The organism is Kitasatospora sp. P5_F3, from assembly GCF_054049135.1.
Window position 1 is genome coordinate 226,114 of record NZ_JBFUMY010000012.1, and the last position, 16,402, is coordinate 242,515.

Sequence of the window (16,402 nt, forward strand, 5' to 3'; positions counted from 1 at the left end):
GCGGTGCGGGGTCCGCTACTGCGCCTTGGGCGGCGAGTAGTCCTTGCCGAGCACCACCACGAGGTCCGCGTTCTGCACCGTGGTGACCTTCTTCACGGCGGTCTCCTTGAACCCGAGGCTGATCGCCAGCTGCTGGGCGGCGGCCTGCTTCGCGTCGTCGGTGTAGCGGATCTCGCTGGCAGGCTGGACCGGCGCCTTGGCACCGCTGGGCAGCAGCTCCAGGCCCGAGTTGGTGACCTGGCTGCCGGCCGTGTTGGCCGCCTCGTCGATGCCCGAGGCGTTCAGCACCGAGACCCGGGTGGTCTTGTTCGCGGCCGCGGCGTTCTTCACCGTGCCGCCCAGCACGTCCTTGACCTGCTTGCCTGCGGTGGCCTCGTCCAGCGTGCCGTCCGGCTGCACCGAGAGGGCGCTGGTGGTGAGGTGGTTCTCCTTCGTGAACTGGGCCAGCTGCACCAGCACTCCGGCCAGCGCCTGCTCCGGCAGCGAGGGGTCGGGCACCGCGCCGACCCGGTGCACCAGATCCTGCGCCTCCTTCAGGTCCGTCGGCATCACCCGGAGCACCCCGTCCAGCACCTGCCCGAACCGGGCCAGCTGGGCGTCGGTGCTCTCCCCCGGCGCCTGGTACGTGGCGTACGCCACAGCGGCCTGCGCACTCAGCGAGACGGCCTTGCCGGCCGGGGCCAGCTCCTTGCCGCCGGGCTGGTTGCCCTCCCGCACCGCAGCGTTGGTGTCCACCTTGATCCCACCGAGGTGGGCCACCAGCAGCAGCAGGTACGGGGTGTCCAGCCGCCAGGTCCCGGCGACCGGGGCGCCGAGCACGGTGGTCAGACCCTCCCTGGTACCGGAGGCCCCGACGGTGTCCAGCGACTTGCCGAGCGGCTCGGTGGCCGAGACCCCGGAGCCGGGCAGCTTGAGGCTGTCGGGCAGCAGCAGCACCGAGGCCCGCTGGCCGGACAGGTCGTTCACCAGCAGCGCACTGGTGACCTTGCCCTGAAGGTCCCTCAGGTGCACCACGTTCACCGTCCGGCCGCCGGCCGCCTTGGCCGCCGACCCTGGCCCGCCGAGATCGCCCTGCCACCAGAGGTAGCCCGCGGTGCCGCCCGCGACCAGCACCAGCGCGAGCACCGCACCGAGCAGCCGGTTGCGCAGCTTGCGCCGACGCTCGTCCCGGCGCTCGGTCCTGGACTCGGCGAACTTCAGCCAGTCGATGACGTCCTCGGACTGCTCCGCCTCCTCGTCCACGAAGGTGAACTCGTCGGTCGGGTAGTCCGGTTCCGGGGCGGCGGCCTTCCGGGCCTGCGGCGGTACGGCGGTCACCGGCTGCTCGACCACGGGGGGCCGGACCGGCTGGACCGGCTGCACCGGGGCGACCGGCTGCTGCGGCTGCTGGTACGCGGGCTGCTGCTGGTACGGGTCCTGGACGTACTGCTGCGGCTGACCGTAGGCGTCGTAGTACACCTGGGGCTGCTGCGGCTGCTGGTAGTACTGCTGCTGCTGGTACGGGTCCTGGACGTACTGCTGCGGCTGACCGTAGGCGTCGTAGTACACCTGGGGCTGCTGCGGCTGCGCCTGGTACTCCTGGTAGGGCTCCTGCGGATACCACTCCTGGTTGCCGCGCTCCTCGGGACCCGTCACGCCGTACCTCCCCGCGCGTACAGCGCCCGCTTGTGGATGTACCGGACCACACCGTCCGGGACGAGATACCAGACCGGATCGCCCTTGGCGACCCGGGCCCGGCAGTCGGTCGAGGAGATCGCCAGCGCGGGCACCTCGACCAGCGAGACCCCACCGACCGGCAGACCGGCGTCGGACAGCACGTGGCCGGGGCGGGTGCAGCCGATGAAGTGGGCCAGCGAGAACAGCTCCTCGGAGTCCCGCCAGGACAGGATCTGGGCCAGCGCGTCGGCGCCGGTGATGAAGAACAGGTCCGCGTCCGGGTGCAGCGCGCGAAGGTCGCGCAGGGTGTCCACGGTGTAGGTCGGGCCCTGGCGGTCGATGTCGATCCGGCTGACCGAGAACTGCGGGTTCTCCGCCGTGGCGATCACCGTCATCAGGTAACGGTCCTCCGCCGGCGTGACCACGCGGTCGCTCTTCTGCCACGGCTGCCCGGTCGGCACGAAGATCACCTCATCGAGGTGGAACGCGCTCGCCACCTCACTGGCGGCGACCAGGTGTCCGTGGTGGATCGGGTCGAAAGTGCCACCCATCACGCCGAGGCGCTTACGTGCCCGCACTCCGGGGGTCTCGGCCTGCTGTCCCATGCCGCCACACCTTACGCGACCCGCATTGCGGCCGGGCAAGCCCGCCCGGCCGCTGCTGTGCTCTCCGACTTCCGGGGAACCGGCTCAGCGGTCGCGGTTGAAGCGGGTGGTGATCCAGAGCAGCAGCAGCAGGATGCCCAGGCCGGCGCCGCCGGTCAGGTACGGGCTGAGGCTGTCGTGGTTGCCGCCCTCGGAGGCGCCTTCGGCCAGCTGGGTCAGGAGGGGCAGTGCGGAAGTGCTCATGGTCGGCAGGACCTTCTCGACTCGGTGAGGGGTGGGGCCAGGCTTGTCTGCGCGCTCATCGTACGGGGGTGGTACGCGCAACCGCGCGGCGCCCCACCGCGTCTGACTCGGCGTGGGCCGCTCGGACGTGGCGTCAGTTGTCGCGCCCGGCCCGGGCCAGCACCCAGACCAGCAGGCCGATACCGACCACGGAGCTGATCAGGATGATCCGCAGGAACAGCCCGGGGCCCGGCTCGGTGGAGACCGGTCCGGCCAGCTGGGCGAAGGTGGCGGGGTTCATCAGCGGTCTCTCCTCGGTCCGTTCGGCTCGGCCCCAGCGTAGACCCGGACGTACCGGACATCGGACCGGACCCCCGGGCGTACTGTGGCCGGCGGGGACGAGTACACGCGAACAGACGTTGTAGCGAACAGCAGCGGGGGCCGGGCAGAGCCGGTGCCGGCGTCGAGCAGGAGGTACTCAGCACATGACGGACATGACCAAGGACAACACGCCGAGCCGCCGCCGTGAGCGTTTCCCCGGGATCTCCACCCGGGCCTGGGAGCACCCGGCCGACCGCTCGGCGCTGGTCGCCCTGCGGAAGCTGTCCGGCTTCGACGACGTCCTGAAGAAGCTGGCCGGCCTGGTCTCCGAGCGCAGCGTGCGCCTGATGTTCCTGGCCACCGCCGTCCGCACGTCGGAGCGTCAGTTCCCCGAGCTGCACGCCATGGTGCGGGACGCGGCCTACATCCTGGACCTGGAGAAGGTCCCCGACCTGTACGTCACCCAGGACCCGACGGTGAACGCGATGTGCATCGGGATGGACACCCCGATCATCGTGGTCACCAGCGGACTGGTCGACCTGCTGGACGAGGAGGAGCTCCGCGCGGTGATCGGCCACGAGGTCGGCCACGCGATGTCCGGCCACGCGGTCTACCGGACGATGCTGCTGATCCTCACCAACATCGCCACCCGGATCGCCTGGATCCCGCTCGGCACCCTCGCCATCACCGCCGTGATCACCGCCCTCAAGGAGTGGTTCCGCAAGGCCGAACTCTCCTGCGACCGGGCCGGTCTGCTGGCCGGTCAGGACCTGCAGGCCTCGATGCGCGGCCTGATGAAGCTGGCCGGCGGCCACAACCTGGCCGAGATGAACGTCGACGCCTTCCTGGAGCAGGCCGAGGAGTACGACAAGGCCGGCGACCTGCGGGACGGCGTGCTCAAGCTGCTCCAGGTCCTCCCGCAGACCCACCCCTTCGCGGTGGTCCGGGTCGCCAAGCTGAAGAAGTGGGCCGACAGCGACGACTACCGCTCCATCCTGGCCGGGGCCTACCCCCGCCGCACCGACGACCCGAACGCCTCGGTCGGCGAGCAGTGGAAGGCAGCGGCCGATTCCTACTCCAAGTCCATGAAGGAGACCAAGGACCCCCTGATGGGCCTCATCCGCGACGTCGCCGGCGGCGCCGCCACCGTGGGCGGCAAACTCCGCGACACCTTCACGGGGCCCCGCAACACCGGCGAGTAGTTTCTGCAGGCGCCCAGGCATCTACGGTCAGGGGCTCGGGGAACTGCGACGCCGACCTCGGGACAGGTGATCCGTACGTAAATGGTCAGGCACTTTCGCAGTGACCCCGGCGCCAGATCTCCTCGCCCCGCGGCGGAGCCGCCGATGAGCAGAGCCCCGAGCCCCTGGACCGTAGATGCCTGGGCGCCTGCCTAAGGCTTGAGCACCGCACACACCGCCCAGGCCGACCGCCCGTGGTCGCCCGGGTCGGTGACCGCGGCCGAGGCGGTGCCGCCGAGCATCGGCTGCAGGTAGGCCGCCAGCCGGCTGTTGCACGGGGTCGGCCCCGTCTGGACGACCGAGTCGACCAGGCGGAGCCGCCCCGCCGACAGGTCGGCCCGGTCGAACTCGAAGTGCAGCGCCCGCCGCACGGTGTGCAGCGTGACCGGCCCACTCGGTGCGTCGGCGGGCCGGAGCGCGTAGACGAAGGTGTGGTCAGTGTCGATCGCCAGCGTGCCCGCGTCCACCTCGTCGATCTTCATCGCGCCGACCGCCTTCACGGTGTCCACCGCGAGCGCGACCTGGCCGGGGTCGAAGCGGACCAGCCAGCCGGTCGCCGCGTGGTGCTGGTCGTCGCTGGGAGTGGCCATGCTCTGGTCGTACTGGGTCTGCTGCCCGGGGGTGACCAGGCGGCGGGCCTCCGCCGTGTCGCCGTGCACCAGGGTGCCCGGGGCCAGCGAGGAGATGCTCAGGTAGCGCTGGACGCTGTCGAGCGCCCGGACCACCTCGGCCCGGGTGAAGTGCACGGTGGCCGAGCCGCCCGGGGTCCCGAGGCCGACCACGCCGTCCCGGTAGCTCGCGGGCAGGCCAGCGAACGGGGCGTTCGGGTCGGTCACCGGTGCGACGGCCGAACTCGGGGCCAGCGCCACCAGGCTGACGGTCAGTTGGCTGCCGCTCGGCCGGCCGGACTGCGGTTGGGGGGCGGAGACCCCGAAGTACACCGCCGCCGCGAAGGCCAGCACCACCACCAGCAGCAGCGCCAGCGCCTGGCGGGACAGCGAGCCGAACAGACCGCGCCGACGAACCGCACGAGAGTAGTTGCCGCCCAGTCGCTCCCGGGCCGAGAGCTCCTGGATCCGGGCAGCTCGGACGAACGACTCGTCGAAGACGACGGATCGGTACTCGTCCTCGTTACCGGAACCACCGTCGGGCGTACCCTCCGGAGGCTCGACCGGGTCACCCATGACTCAAGGGTAGAGCCGGTGCCGACGCGCCACGAGAGGCTGTGCGTAACTTCTTCATGGCTGCCGGTGAGATGCCGGTGAGCTGCCGGTCGCACTGCCGGTGGGGCCTCAGCGGCTGGTCGAAACCGTCACCGGTGGCACCTGCGAGGTTTCGCCCCGTGGCGGCGCCCCACTGGTGCTGGTGCCGGTCTCCGGGCGGCTGGCCGGCTGCTCCCCGCCGCCCGTACCGCGGTAGATCGCGGCCACCGCGACGGCCACCACGCTGACGCCCATCACCACCGCGAGCACCCAGGCGACCGGGCGGTGCCAGCGCTGCTGGGCGACCTGCCGGCCGCCGTTCACCCGGCTCGGATCGAAGCCGTCCGCGCGGCCCCGGCGCAGCCGCCGGGCGGCCCGGCTGCCGCCGGACCAGGGGTCGGTGTAGTGCCGGTCGTCGTCCAGGCCGCTCGGGTGCGGGCGCAGCTCCAGCGGCAGCCCGTCCGTCGCGGTGAACTCCGGAACCCGGCCGAGTGCCGCCGTGTCGGGCTCGAACCTCGCCTCGGCAGCGGCCAGCTGCCGCTCCTCGGCGCTCGGCTCGTGCACGGCGGCGGACCGGATGAATGCCTCGTCAAGGACCACGGTGGCGAACTCGTCGTCCGCTCCACCGTGGTCGGCGCCGTCGGAGTACGGCGAGCCCCCCACGTCCTCAGCCACGGATTCAATGTATTACCGGGCGGGGGTTTTGTCTGTGGGTCCCGGTAGTTCATCCGGGGACGCGAGCCGGAACCGCGCCCACCGCTGAGCCTGCGTCAGCCGTTCGTACCACCCACGGTAGGCGTAGCGCCGCCCCTGACGTGGCCGTCACCGGTGACGATGTACTTGGTCGAGGTCAGCTCCGGCAGCCCCATCGGCCCGCGCGCGTGCAGCTTCTGGGTGGAGATCCCGATCTCGGCGCCGAAACCGAACTCACCCCCGTCGGTGAACCGGGTCGATGCGTTGACCGCCACGGTGGTGGAGTCGACCAGCTGGGTGAAGCGGCGGGCGGCGGCCTGCGAGGTGGTCACGATCGCCTCGGTGTGGCCCGAGGACCAGCGCCGGATGTGCGCGACTGCGGCGTCCAGCGAGGGCACCACGGCGGCCGCGATGTCGTAGCTGAGGTACTCGGTCTCCCAGTCCTCCTCGGTGGCGGGCAGCACGGTGGCCGCCGAGCCCTCGGCGGCCTTGAGCACCGCGTCGTCGCCGTGCACGGTCACCCCGGCCTCGGCCAGCGCGGCGAGCGCGAGCGGCAGGAAGGCGTCCGCGACGTCCTGGTGGACCAGCAGGGTCTCGGCGGTGTTGCAGACGCTGACCCGCTGGGCCTTGGAGTTCAGCAGGATGCCGACCGCCATCGCCAGGTCGGTCTCGGCATCCACGTAGACGTGGCAGTTGCCGGTGCCGGTCTCGATCACCGGCACGGTGGAGCCCTCGACCACGGTCTTGATCAGCGAGGCGCCACCGCGCGGGATCAGCACGTCCACCAGGCCCCGGGCCCGCATCAGCTCCTGCACCGAGTCCCGGCTCTCACCGGGCACCAGCTGGATCACGTCGGCGGGCAGGCCGACCCCGGCCACCGCGTCCCGGAGCACGCCGACCAAAGCGGTGTTGGAGCGGTACGCGGAGGCCGAGCCGCGCAGCAGTACGGCGTTGCCGGACTTCAGGCAGAGCGCGGCGGCGTCCACCGTGACGTTGGGGCGGGCCTCGTAGATGATGCCCACCACGCCCAGCGGGACCCGGATCTGACGGACGTCCAGACCGTTCGGCAGCGTATAGCCCCGGATCACCTCGCCGACCGGGTCGGGCAGGCCGACCACCGAGCGGACGTCGGCGGCGATCGCCGCGATCCGCTCCTCGGTGAGCGTGAGCCGGTCGATCACCGACTCCGGGGTCTCCGCCGCGCGGGCCTTCGCCACGTCCTCGGCGTTGGCGGCGGTGATCTCCCCGGTCCGGGCGAGCAGCGCGTCGGCGATCGCCAGCAGCGCGGCGTCCTTCACCGAACGCGGCAGCGGGGCGAGCACGGCGGCCGCCTCACGGGCACGGCGCGCGACGGCGAGGACGGGGCTGTCGGTGGTCTGGTCGCTGGTCATGCGGCCAAGGGTAGCGACTGCGCCCGACCGCCCGGACCTGCTGATCGACCGCTGAGACGACCCCAACGGACGGACCTAGTACGGGTGCACCCCTCCCAGGTGCGGCGGCGGATCACCGAAGCCCTCGGCGATCCGCTTGTGATAGGTCGGACGGTCCACCACCTCGAGGCCGACGATCTCCCACGGAGGTAAGTTCGCCGAGCTCTTGTGCTCGCCCCAGAGCCGGAGCGCGATCGCGGCGGCGTCGTGCAGGTCGCGGGCCTGCTCCCAGTACCGGATCTCGGCGTGGTCGGCCGCGTAACGGGCCGTCAGGAAGAACGAGTGGTCGTGGGCCAGCTGTTCGAGCCCGGACCGGAGCTCGGCCAGCGAGGTGACATTGCCCGCCACGCTCAGCACGACGTGCCAGAGCCGCGGCTGCTCCTCCTCTGGGAGCTCGGCCCGGTCGTGCAACTGGCGTACGGTGGCCCGGGGTTCTTCGGGTGCCTGTTCGCCCCGGCCGCCGTCGATGCTGGTCAATCTTCGTCCCACCGGCGGCCTCCTGTTCGGCGACGTCGTGTCGTGGCCGCTGCGGACGGCCTAGGGGTCCGGCCCGTCAGCCGCGCAGGATGACCAGGTCGTCGCGGTGGATGACCTCGCGCTCGTACGCGGCACCGAGCTCCTGGGCCAGCTCTCTGGTGGACCGGCCGAGCAGACGGGGCAACTCCCTCGCATCAAAGTTGACCAGTCCACGGGCGACGATGTGGCCGTTTTCGCCAAGAAGGTCCACCGGATCACCGGCGGAGAACTCCCCGTCCACCCGGGTCACCCCGGCGGGCAGCAGCGACTTCCCGCCGGTCACCACCGCCTCGACCGCGCCCGGGTCCAGCTGAAGGGCGCCGCGCGGGCTGCTGGCGTGCTCCAGCCAGAGCAGCCGGTCGGCGGAGCGGCTGCCGGTGCGCAGGAACAGGGTGCCGGTCTGACGGCCCGCCAGCGCGTCGCCGGCCTGGCTGGCGGCGGTCAGCACCACCGGGATTCCGGCCCCGGTGGCGATCCGGGCGGCCTCCACCTTGGTGACCATGCCGCCGGTGCCGACACCCGCCTTGCCGGTGCTGCCGATCTCGATGCCGTCCAGGTCGTGCGGGCCGCTGACCTGGTCGATCCGGCTGGTGCCGGGCTTGCTCGGGTCACCGTCGTACAGGCCGTCCACGTCGGAGAGCAGCACCAGCAGGTCGGCCCGGACCAGGTGGGCGACCAGCGCGGCCAGCCGGTCGTTGTCACCGAACTTGATCTCGGCGGTGGCGACGGTGTCGTTCTCGTTGACGATCGGCATCGCGCCCATCGCCAGCAGCTGGTCCAGGGTCCGGTACGCGTTCCGGTAGTGCGCCCGGCGGCTGGCGTCCTCGGCGGTCAGCAGCACCTGGCCGACCCGGACGCCGTACCGGGCGAACGAGGCGGTGTACCGGGCGACCAGCAGGCCCTGGCCGACGCTGGCGGCGGCCTGCTGCCGGGCCAGGTCCGGCGGGCGGCGGTCCAGCCCGAGCGGGGCCAGGCCGGCCGCGATCGCACCGGAGGAGACCAGCACGATCTCGGGGGCGTCCGGCCGGTTGCGGGCCTTGGCCAGGGCGTCCACCAGCGCGTCCACCCGGTCCGCGTCGAGCCCGCCGGCCGCGGTGGTGAGCGAGGAGGAGCCGACCTTGACCACGATGCGGCGTGCGGTCAGGACCTCCTGACGCAGGGTCTGGTCCGTCATCGGGCTTGCCTCCACAGGAGAATCGACGGGTCGTAATCTACGCGATCCGGGCCTCCGCCCCCGACGGCCTTTCAGCCCGTGGACACGCCACAGGGGCGCGGGCAGCCGGTCGGCTTCCCACGCCCCTGTGGCGGCAGGCGAGTTACTCGTCGTCGCCCGAGTCGCCCGAGTCGTCCATGTCCAGCGCCGCCGGGCGCTTGCTGGAGAGCGCCTCGAAGGCGAGGAACTCGTCCTCGGCCGAGTCGCGCAGCTTCTGCTTGTCGCGACGGCGGTCCAGCGCGGGGCGCTGGGTGTCCAGGCGATGGTCCTCGCCACGGCGGCCGAGCATCTCGGCGCCGGCGGCCAGGGTCGGCTCCCAGTCGAAGACCACGGCGTTCTCGTCCGGGCCGATGATGACGGTGTCGCCCTCGGTGGCACCGACCTTCCAGAGCTGGTCCTCGACGCCGAGCCGGGCCAGCCGGTCGGCCAGGTAACCGACCGCCTCGTCGTTCGAGAAGTCGGTCTGCCGGACCCAGCGCTCGGGCTTGAGGCCGCGCACCCGGAAGGCGCCGTCCTCCTCGGTGACGGTGAAGCCGGCATCGTCCACGGCGGTCGGCCGCAGCACGATCCGGGTGGCCTCCTGGAGCGGCTTGGCGGCCCGTGCCTCGGCGACGATCTGGGCCATCGCGTAGTTGAGCTCGCGCAGGCCCGCGCGGGAGGCGGCGGAGACCTCGAAGACGCGGTAGCCGAGCTCCTCCAGCGAGGCCCGGGTCAGGTCGGCGATGTCCTGGCCGTCCGGCACGTCGATCTTGTTGAGCGCGACCAGGCGCGGGCGGTCGTCCAGACCGCCGTACTGGGCGAGCTCGGCCTCGATGGTCTCCAGGTCGGTGACCGGGTCACGGCCCGGGTCCAGGGTGGCGCAGTCCAGCACGTGCACCAGGACGGTGCAGCGCTCGACGTGGCGGAGGAACTCCAGGCCCAGACCGCGGCCCTGGCTGGCGCCGGGGATCAGGCCGGGGACGTCGGCGACGGTGTAGACCGTCTCGCCCGCGGTGACCACACCGAGGTTGGGGATCAGGGTGGTGAACGGGTAGTCGGCGATCTTCGGCTTGGCGGCCGAGATCACCGAGATGAGCGAGGACTTGCCGGCGCTCGGGTAGCCCACCAGGGCGACGTCGGCGACGGACTTGAGCTCCATCACGATGTCGCGGGCCTCGCCGGGCTCGCCGAGCAGGGCGAAGCCGGGGGCCTTGCGACGGGCCGAGGAGAGCGCCGAGTTGCCCAGACCGCCACGGCCACCGGCCGCAGCGATGAAGCTGGTGCCGTGGCCGACCAGGTCGGCCAGCACGTTGCCCTGCTTGTCCATCACCACGGTGCCGTCCGGCACCGGCAGGATCAGGTCCCCGCCGGTCGAGCCGGTGCGGTGAGCGCCCGCGCCCGGCTTGCCGTTGGTGGCCTTGCGCTTGGGCGAGTGGTGGTACTCGAGCAGGGTGGTGACCTGGGCGTCGACCATGAGGATGACGCTGCCGCCCTCACCGCCGTTGCCGCCGTCGGGCCCGCCGAGCGGCTTGAACTTCTCCCGGTGAACGGAGGCGCAGCCGTGGCCCCCGTTACCCGCGGCGACATGCAGTTCGACGCGGTCCACGAAGGTGGTCATGGGGTGTGCCTCCAGATACAAGGAAAAAACAGGTATTCGTACTTCAAAGCATGGAGGGTGGACCGGAAAATTCCGGCCCACCCTCCATGTGAGTTCCGACGCTAGGCCAGAAATCAGGCCTCGACGGCCACGATGTTCACAACGCGGCGACCGCGGTGGGTGCCGAACTGCACCGCACCGGCGTTCAGCGCGAACAGGGTGTCGTCGCCACCGCGACCGACGCCCGCACCCGGGTGGAAGTGGGTGCCACGCTGGCGGACCAGGATCTCGCCGGCGCTGACGACCTGACCACCGAAACGCTTGACGCCGAGGCGCTGGGCGTTCGAGTCACGGCCGTTCCGGGTAGAGCTTGCGCCCTTCTTGTGTGCCATCTCGCTATCCCCTTACTTGCTGACGGAGTCGATGCTGGTGATCCGGACAGCGGTGTGGCGCTGACGGTGGCCCTGGCGGCGACGGTAACCGGTCTTGTTCTTGTAGCGCAGGATGATGATCTTCTCACCCTTGGTGTGGTCGACCACCTCGGCGTGAGCCTTCACGCCGGCGAGGACCCACGGGTCGGAGGTGACATCGTCACCGTCGACGACCAGGATGGTCGAGAGCTCCACCGAGTCACCCGGCTTGACGTCAACACGGTCAATCTCCAGCACGTCGCCGACGGCGACCTTGTGCTGGCGGCCGCCTGCGCGAACGATCGCGTACATGCGGTACCTGCTTTCTCTAACTCGATCGGAACTCTCGATGCCAGCCACCTGGGTACGGACACAGGCGGCCTCCCTCGAAACGAGTTTCGAGAGGTGATGTGCTCGGGAGCGCGGCGCTAGACACGCCAAGGGTCAAGAATACGGACCGGCACCCACTTGGGCAAACCGGGCCCTACCGAGGCCGGGGCGGTTCGTTCGAACCACCCCGGCCCAAGGGCTTACTCAGCCGCCGAATCACCCTCGGCGGCCGCGGCCTTCTTGGCCGCCGCGCTGGTCCGCTTGGTAGCGGTCTTGCGGGCGGTGGTCTTCTTCGCAGCCGTGGTCTTCTTGGCTGCGACGGCCTTCTTGGCCGGGGCCTTGCGGGCCGCACGCTTCTTCGGCGCGGGCTCCTCCTCGGCCGGAGCCTCGGCTGCGGGCTCCTCGACCGCGGGCTCCTCCACGACGAGCTCCTCGGCCTCGGCCGCCTCGACGACCTCCGCCACCGGCTCCTCGACCACCGGGGTGGCAGCAGCCGTCAGCGCGGCCTCCATCGCGGCCTCGGCGCGAGCCTGCAGCACCACGATCTCGGCCTCGCCCGGCGCACCGGCCGGAGCCGTCGCCTTGCGGACCGCCCGACGGCGGGTCCGGCCCGCCGGAGCGGCCGGGGCCGCCTCGATCTCGACCAGGTCGACCTGCGGAGCGGGCTCGGCGACCGGCGCCTCGACCACGACCTCGACGGTCTCGACGACCTCGGCGGCCGGCTCCGGAACGGCGATCTCCAGCTGCTCGCCACCGTTCGGGATGACCTCGAACTCCTCGTGGTCGTGCTCCTGGTCGTGCTCGTCCTCGACGGTCTCGGTGACCTGCTGCGACTCCTCCGACGAGGTGCCGCCCTTGCCCCGGCGACGACGCTTCGAGCTGCCGGCCGCAGCCGCCTCGCCCGAGGTGCCGACCGGGCCACCGCCGCCGCCCACCGAGGTGGGCTGCTCCATGTGGACGATCACGCCGCGGCCGTTGCAGTGCACGCAGGACTCGGAGAAGGACTCCAGCAGGCCCTGGCCGACCCGCTTGCGGGTCATCTGCACCAGGCCGAGCGAGGTGACCTCGGCCACCTGGTGCTTGGTCCGGTCCCGGCCCAGGCACTCCAGCAGTCGACGCAGCACCAGGTCCCGGTTGGACTCGAGCACCATGTCGATGAAGTCGATCACGATGATGCCGCCGAGGTCACGGAGCCTCAGCTGACGGACGATCTCCTCGGCCGCCTCGATGTTGTTCCGGGTGACGGTCTCCTCGAGGTTGCCGCCCTGGCCGACGAACTTGCCGGTGTTGACGTCGACCACGACCATCGCCTCGGTCCGGTCGATCACCAGCGAACCACCGCTCGGCAGCCAGACCTTGCGGTCCAGCGCCTTCATCAGCTGCTCGTCGATCCGGTAGGTCGCGAACACGTCCACGTCCGAGGTCCACCGCTGCAGACGCTCGGTCAGATCCGGCGCCACGTTGGTGACGTACTCGTGGATGGTGTTCCAGGCCTCCGAGCCGGAGACGATGACCTTGGTGAAGTCCTCGTTGAAGATGTCGCGGACGACCCGGACGGTCATGTCCGGCTCGCCGTACAGCAGCGCCGGGGCGTTGCCGGTGGCGGCCTTCTTCTGGATCTCCTCCCACTGCGCCTGCAGGCGCTGCACGTCGCGGGTCAGCTCGTCCTCGCTGGCGCCCTCGGCGGCGGTGCGCACGATCACGCCCGCGTCGTCCGGGACGATCTTCTTGAGGATCTGCTTGAGACGCGCCCGCTCGTTCTCCGGGAGCTTGCGGCTGATGCCGGTCATCGAGCCCTCGGGCACGTAGACCAGGTAGCGGCCGGGCAGCGAGATCTGGCTGGTCAGGCGGGCGCCCTTGTGGCCGATCGGGTCCTTGGAGACCTGGACCAGCACGGACTGGCCGGACTTGAGCACCGACTCGATCCGGCGCGGGCCGCCGTGGCCGCCCAGCGCACCGAAGTTGACCTCACCGGCGTACAGCACCGCGTTGCGGCCCTTGCCGATGTCGACGAAGGCGGCCTCCATCGACGGCAGCACGTTCTGGACCTTGCCCAGGTAGACGTTGCCGACGTACGAGGTGGCCTGCTCCTTGTTCACGTAGTGCTCGACCAGGACGTTGTCCTCGAGGACACCGATCTGGGTGCGCAGGCCGTTCTGACGGACCACCATGACCCGCTCGACCGACTCACGGCGGGCCAGGAACTCGGCCTCGGTGATGATCGGCACCCGGCGGCGGCCCAGCTCGCGGCCCTCGCGGCGGCGCTGCTTCTTGGCCTCCAGACGGGTGGAGCCCTTGATGGACTGCACCTCGTCCGGGTCGAAGGCCGGCTCGGTCGAACGGCGGCGCGGCTCCCGGACCTTGACGACCGTTCGGACGCCGTCCTCGGTGGTCTCGGCGGCCAGCTCGACGCCACCACCGCTGTCACCACTGCGACGACGACGGCGACGGCGACGGCGGGACGAGGCCAGGCCACCGGCCAGGTCGTCCTCGTCGTCCTCCTCGGCCTCGTCCTCGGGCTCCTCGACGGAGGCGGCGGCGACGGCCGGCTCGGTGCCCTGCTCGGCCTCGAACTCCTCGGCCTCACCGCGACGGCGGCGACGGCCACCACGACGGCGACGGCGGGACGGACGGTCGTCCTCCCACTCGCTCTCGGCCTCAGGTCCTGCGGTCACCTCGGCGGGCGCCTCCTCGACCTCGACCTCGATCTCGACCGGGGCCGGGGCCTCGGCCTTGGGCACCTCGCGGGCCGGCTGCTCCTGGCGCGGCGCAGTCGCCTTCGGCTCCTGACGAGCCTCCTGACGGGCCTCCTGACGCGCCTCGTGCCGAGCTTCCTGGCGGGTCTGGCGCGGCTGGGTCTGCACCCGGACCTGGCGGCTGGTGCGGCGACGACGGCCGACACCGCTGTACTCGAACTCGTCCTCCTCCTGGGCCGCGGCCGGAGCCGCGACGGGGGCGGCGGCGCGGGCCGGAGCGGCGGCACGGGCAGGTGCGGCGGCGGCACGGGCGGGAGCAGGCGCCGAAGCGGCGGCCGGGGCGCTCACCGGAGCAGCGGGTGCGGCCGGGGCGGTGAAGGGCGCGGGCTCCTGGAAGACCGGGGCCTGGAAGATCGCGGTGGACGGGCGGACCGCACGACGGCGGGCCCGCGGCGGGGCGGCGTCCTCGACCACGGGGGCGGGCTCGGCGACCGGGGCCTCGGCCACCGGCTCCTCGACGGGAGCCTCGGGCTCCTCCTCGACGACCGGCTCCTCGGCCACGACCGGGGCGGCCTCGACCACCCGGCGGCGACGGGCGCGGCGCGGCGGGGCGGCGTCCTCGACCGGGGCGGGCTCCTCGGCCACGGCCACGGCCTCGACCTCGGGGGTCTCCTCGACTGCGACCGGGGCGACCGGGGCGGCCTCGGCGCGCTTACGGGGGGTGCGGCGGGCCCGGACGGGCTTCTCGGGCGCGGGCTCCTCGGCAGCGGCGACCTCGACCGGGATCACGGTCTCGGTGACGATCTCGACCGCCTCCGGCGCACCGGCCGGGGACTCGACGCGCTTACGGGGGGTGCGACGGGCCCGGACGGGCTTCTCCGGCGCGGGCTCCTCGGCAGCGGCCACGGCCGGGGACTCGTGCGTCTCGGCCGGCAGGACCGTCTCGGCGGTCTCGGTGACGGCGCCCTGCGGGGTACCGGCCGGGCGGGACACCGCGCGGCGGCGGCGACGCGGCGGGGCCGCGCTGTCGTCGGCCGCGGACTGCTGCGGTTCGTTGTTCTCGTTCTCGAGCATGCGGGTGGATCTCCCGTCAGGCCCCCGGGCTCCGCATCCGGGCACGGCACGACGCCGCTGGTTCCGGTCGGTCGCGAGATTCGCGGGGCCGACCTCCACGGCGTCGCCGTGCGGGACGCCGATGCCGCACAGGGGCTCGTAGTCTCGCTCGGCGCCCCGCACAGTGCGGGGTGTCGAAAGTCTTCTGGTTGTGACCAGTCTTCAAGTTTATTTCCGGGCCGGTGCCGTCCCCCGTCCCGGATGGCTGCCGGAGGGGTCCTCGGACCTACCGCCCATCCGGGGCGGCGGGCCACAAGGGGCTGGCCTGCGTTCGACGGCGCTCGCTCCCCTGGGGAGCCGCGGCGGCCGGAGGGACCCGGCCCGACTCGCCTCGAAAGGCTGCCGGGCCGGTCCTCCTCCCGCTAGGCGGACGCAGGTGCGCGCGGCCCGGCGGCCTACAGGCCGGCCGGGGCCGCGGCGCGGTCGAGCGCCAGCGGGTCGGTCACCGTGCCGGTCTCCTCGTCGAGCGGCCCCTGCGCCAGCCTGGTCACCTCAGCGGGGACCGGCGGCGCCAGGTCGGCCGTCACACGGAGACCGGACAAAACGTCGTCGGGTCGTACGGCGGGTGTGGCGTGTCGTACTACCAGCCGCAGTATCGCACAGGGAATGGTGGTACGAACATCGGCGGTACCGTCCGTGCCGGTCTCGTTACCGTCGCCGACCTGCGGCGAAAGCAGTTCGAGTGCCGCGACAGGACCGCGCGAGTCGAAGACCCGGACGCCGTTCTTGGTGCGGCGTTCGACCTCGACCTGTTCGGCGGCCAGGAAAGCGGCGATCGCGCGGCCCGCCTCCTCGGGCGTGACCTGGTCCAGTCGGACCTGCCACTCGGAGGCCTCAAGACGCTCCACGAAGTTCGGGGTGCGGACCTCGACGGCGTCGGTGATGTCCAGACCGTCCGGCAGCGACTCGTCGAGCAGCGCGCGCAGCACCTCCGGGTCGCGGACCTCGGCCAGGCCGATCTCCAGGTACTCGGCCTCGCTGGCCACCCCGGTCGGGGCGGCGTTGGCGTACGAGACCTTCGGGTGCGGGGTGAAACCCGCCGAGTACGCCATCGGGACGGCCGAACGGCGGAGCGCGCGCTCGAACGCCCGCTGGAAGTCACGGTGGCTGGTGAAGCGCAGACGGCCGCGCTTCGTGTAGCGGAGACGGATGCGCTGCACCGTCGGAGCGGGCGGCGG

The 16,402-nt window shown here is 72.0% G+C and carries 15 protein-coding genes; 1 reads left to right on the top strand and 14 read right to left on the bottom strand.

The genetic code is table 11. From position 1 onward, the window contains the following. Window positions 1–15 precede the first annotated feature (15 nt). From ACXJMZ_RS11420 to ACXJMZ_RS11435, 4 genes are all read right to left on the bottom strand, one after another. Window positions 16–1,635: a LytR C-terminal domain-containing protein gene (locus ACXJMZ_RS11420; protein ID WP_457029886.1), complete on the bottom strand. Its 1,620-nt coding sequence runs from the start codon at window positions 1,633–1,635 to the stop codon at window positions 16–18. Then, entirely contained in the window at window positions 1,632–2,261 is a 630-nt protein-coding gene (gene nadD, locus ACXJMZ_RS11425) for a nicotinate-nucleotide adenylyltransferase (RefSeq protein WP_057238574.1), read from the bottom strand. The genes ACXJMZ_RS11420 and nadD overlap by 4 nt, the downstream gene beginning before the upstream one ends. Window positions 2,262–2,345: 84 nt before the next feature. Next, window positions 2,346–2,504, bottom strand: a complete 159-nt coding sequence (locus tag ACXJMZ_RS11430) for a hypothetical protein (RefSeq protein ID WP_457029887.1) — start codon at window positions 2,502–2,504, stop codon at window positions 2,346–2,348. Between the two features lie 133 nt (window positions 2,505–2,637). Then, a complete protein-coding gene (locus ACXJMZ_RS11435; RefSeq protein WP_457029888.1) occupies window positions 2,638–2,784 on the bottom strand; it encodes a hypothetical protein in 147 nt (48 codons plus the stop codon). A gap of 184 nt (window positions 2,785–2,968) precedes the next feature. On the opposite strand from ACXJMZ_RS11435, the gene ACXJMZ_RS11440 reads away from it, so the two are divergent. Beyond that, a complete protein-coding gene (locus ACXJMZ_RS11440; RefSeq protein ID WP_457029889.1) occupies window positions 2,969–4,006 on the top strand; it encodes a M48 family metallopeptidase in 1,038 nt (345 codons plus the stop codon). Between the two features lie 191 nt (window positions 4,007–4,197). Here the strand turns inward: ACXJMZ_RS11440 and ACXJMZ_RS11445 are convergent, their stop codons facing one another. The 10 genes from ACXJMZ_RS11445 to ACXJMZ_RS11490 form a co-directional block, all read right to left on the bottom strand. Beyond that, the gene (locus ACXJMZ_RS11445) at window positions 4,198–5,229 is read right to left on the bottom strand and encodes an SCO2583 family membrane protein (RefSeq protein ID WP_457029890.1); all 1,032 of its coding nucleotides are present in this window, start codon (window positions 5,227–5,229) and stop codon (window positions 4,198–4,200) included. 108 nt (window positions 5,230–5,337) lie between these two features. Further along, window positions 5,338–5,922 (bottom strand): SCO2584 family spore wall biosynthesis protein, encoded by a 585-nt coding sequence (locus ACXJMZ_RS11450; RefSeq protein WP_457029891.1) that lies wholly within the window; start codon window positions 5,920–5,922, stop codon window positions 5,338–5,340. A gap of 95 nt (window positions 5,923–6,017) precedes the next feature. Then, the gene (locus ACXJMZ_RS11455) at window positions 6,018–7,331 is read right to left on the bottom strand and encodes a glutamate-5-semialdehyde dehydrogenase (RefSeq protein ID WP_457029892.1); all 1,314 of its coding nucleotides are present in this window, start codon (window positions 7,329–7,331) and stop codon (window positions 6,018–6,020) included. A gap of 75 nt (window positions 7,332–7,406) precedes the next feature. Further along, complete coding sequence (locus ACXJMZ_RS11460) at window positions 7,407–7,859, bottom strand: hypothetical protein (RefSeq protein WP_457029893.1); 453 nt, start codon at window positions 7,857–7,859, stop codon at window positions 7,407–7,409. Between the two features lie 64 nt (window positions 7,860–7,923). Beyond that, complete coding sequence (gene proB, locus ACXJMZ_RS11465) at window positions 7,924–9,060, bottom strand: glutamate 5-kinase (RefSeq protein ID WP_457029894.1); 1,137 nt, start codon at window positions 9,058–9,060, stop codon at window positions 7,924–7,926. 142 nt (window positions 9,061–9,202) lie between these two features. After that, entirely contained in the window at window positions 9,203–10,696 is a 1,494-nt protein-coding gene (obgE, locus tag ACXJMZ_RS11470) for a GTPase ObgE (protein ID WP_457029895.1), read from the bottom strand. Window positions 10,697–10,809: 113 nt separating this feature from the next. Beyond that, a complete protein-coding gene (gene rpmA / locus ACXJMZ_RS11475) occupies window positions 10,810–11,067 on the bottom strand; it encodes a 50S ribosomal protein L27 (protein ID WP_057238555.1) in 258 nt (85 codons plus the stop codon). Between the two features lie 12 nt (window positions 11,068–11,079). Then, the gene (rplU, locus tag ACXJMZ_RS11480) at window positions 11,080–11,397 is read right to left on the bottom strand and encodes a 50S ribosomal protein L21 (RefSeq protein ID WP_184919524.1); all 318 of its coding nucleotides are present in this window, start codon (window positions 11,395–11,397) and stop codon (window positions 11,080–11,082) included. Window positions 11,398–11,615: 218 nt separating this feature from the next. After that, window positions 11,616–15,185: an Rne/Rng family ribonuclease gene (locus ACXJMZ_RS11485; RefSeq protein ID WP_457029896.1), complete on the bottom strand. Its 3,570-nt coding sequence runs from the start codon at window positions 15,183–15,185 to the stop codon at window positions 11,616–11,618. 434 nt (window positions 15,186–15,619) lie between these two features. Further along, window positions 15,620–16,384 (bottom strand): TIGR03936 family radical SAM-associated protein, encoded by a 765-nt coding sequence (locus ACXJMZ_RS11490; protein WP_457029897.1) that lies wholly within the window; start codon window positions 16,382–16,384, stop codon window positions 15,620–15,622. Window positions 16,385–16,402: the final 18 nt, after the last annotated feature.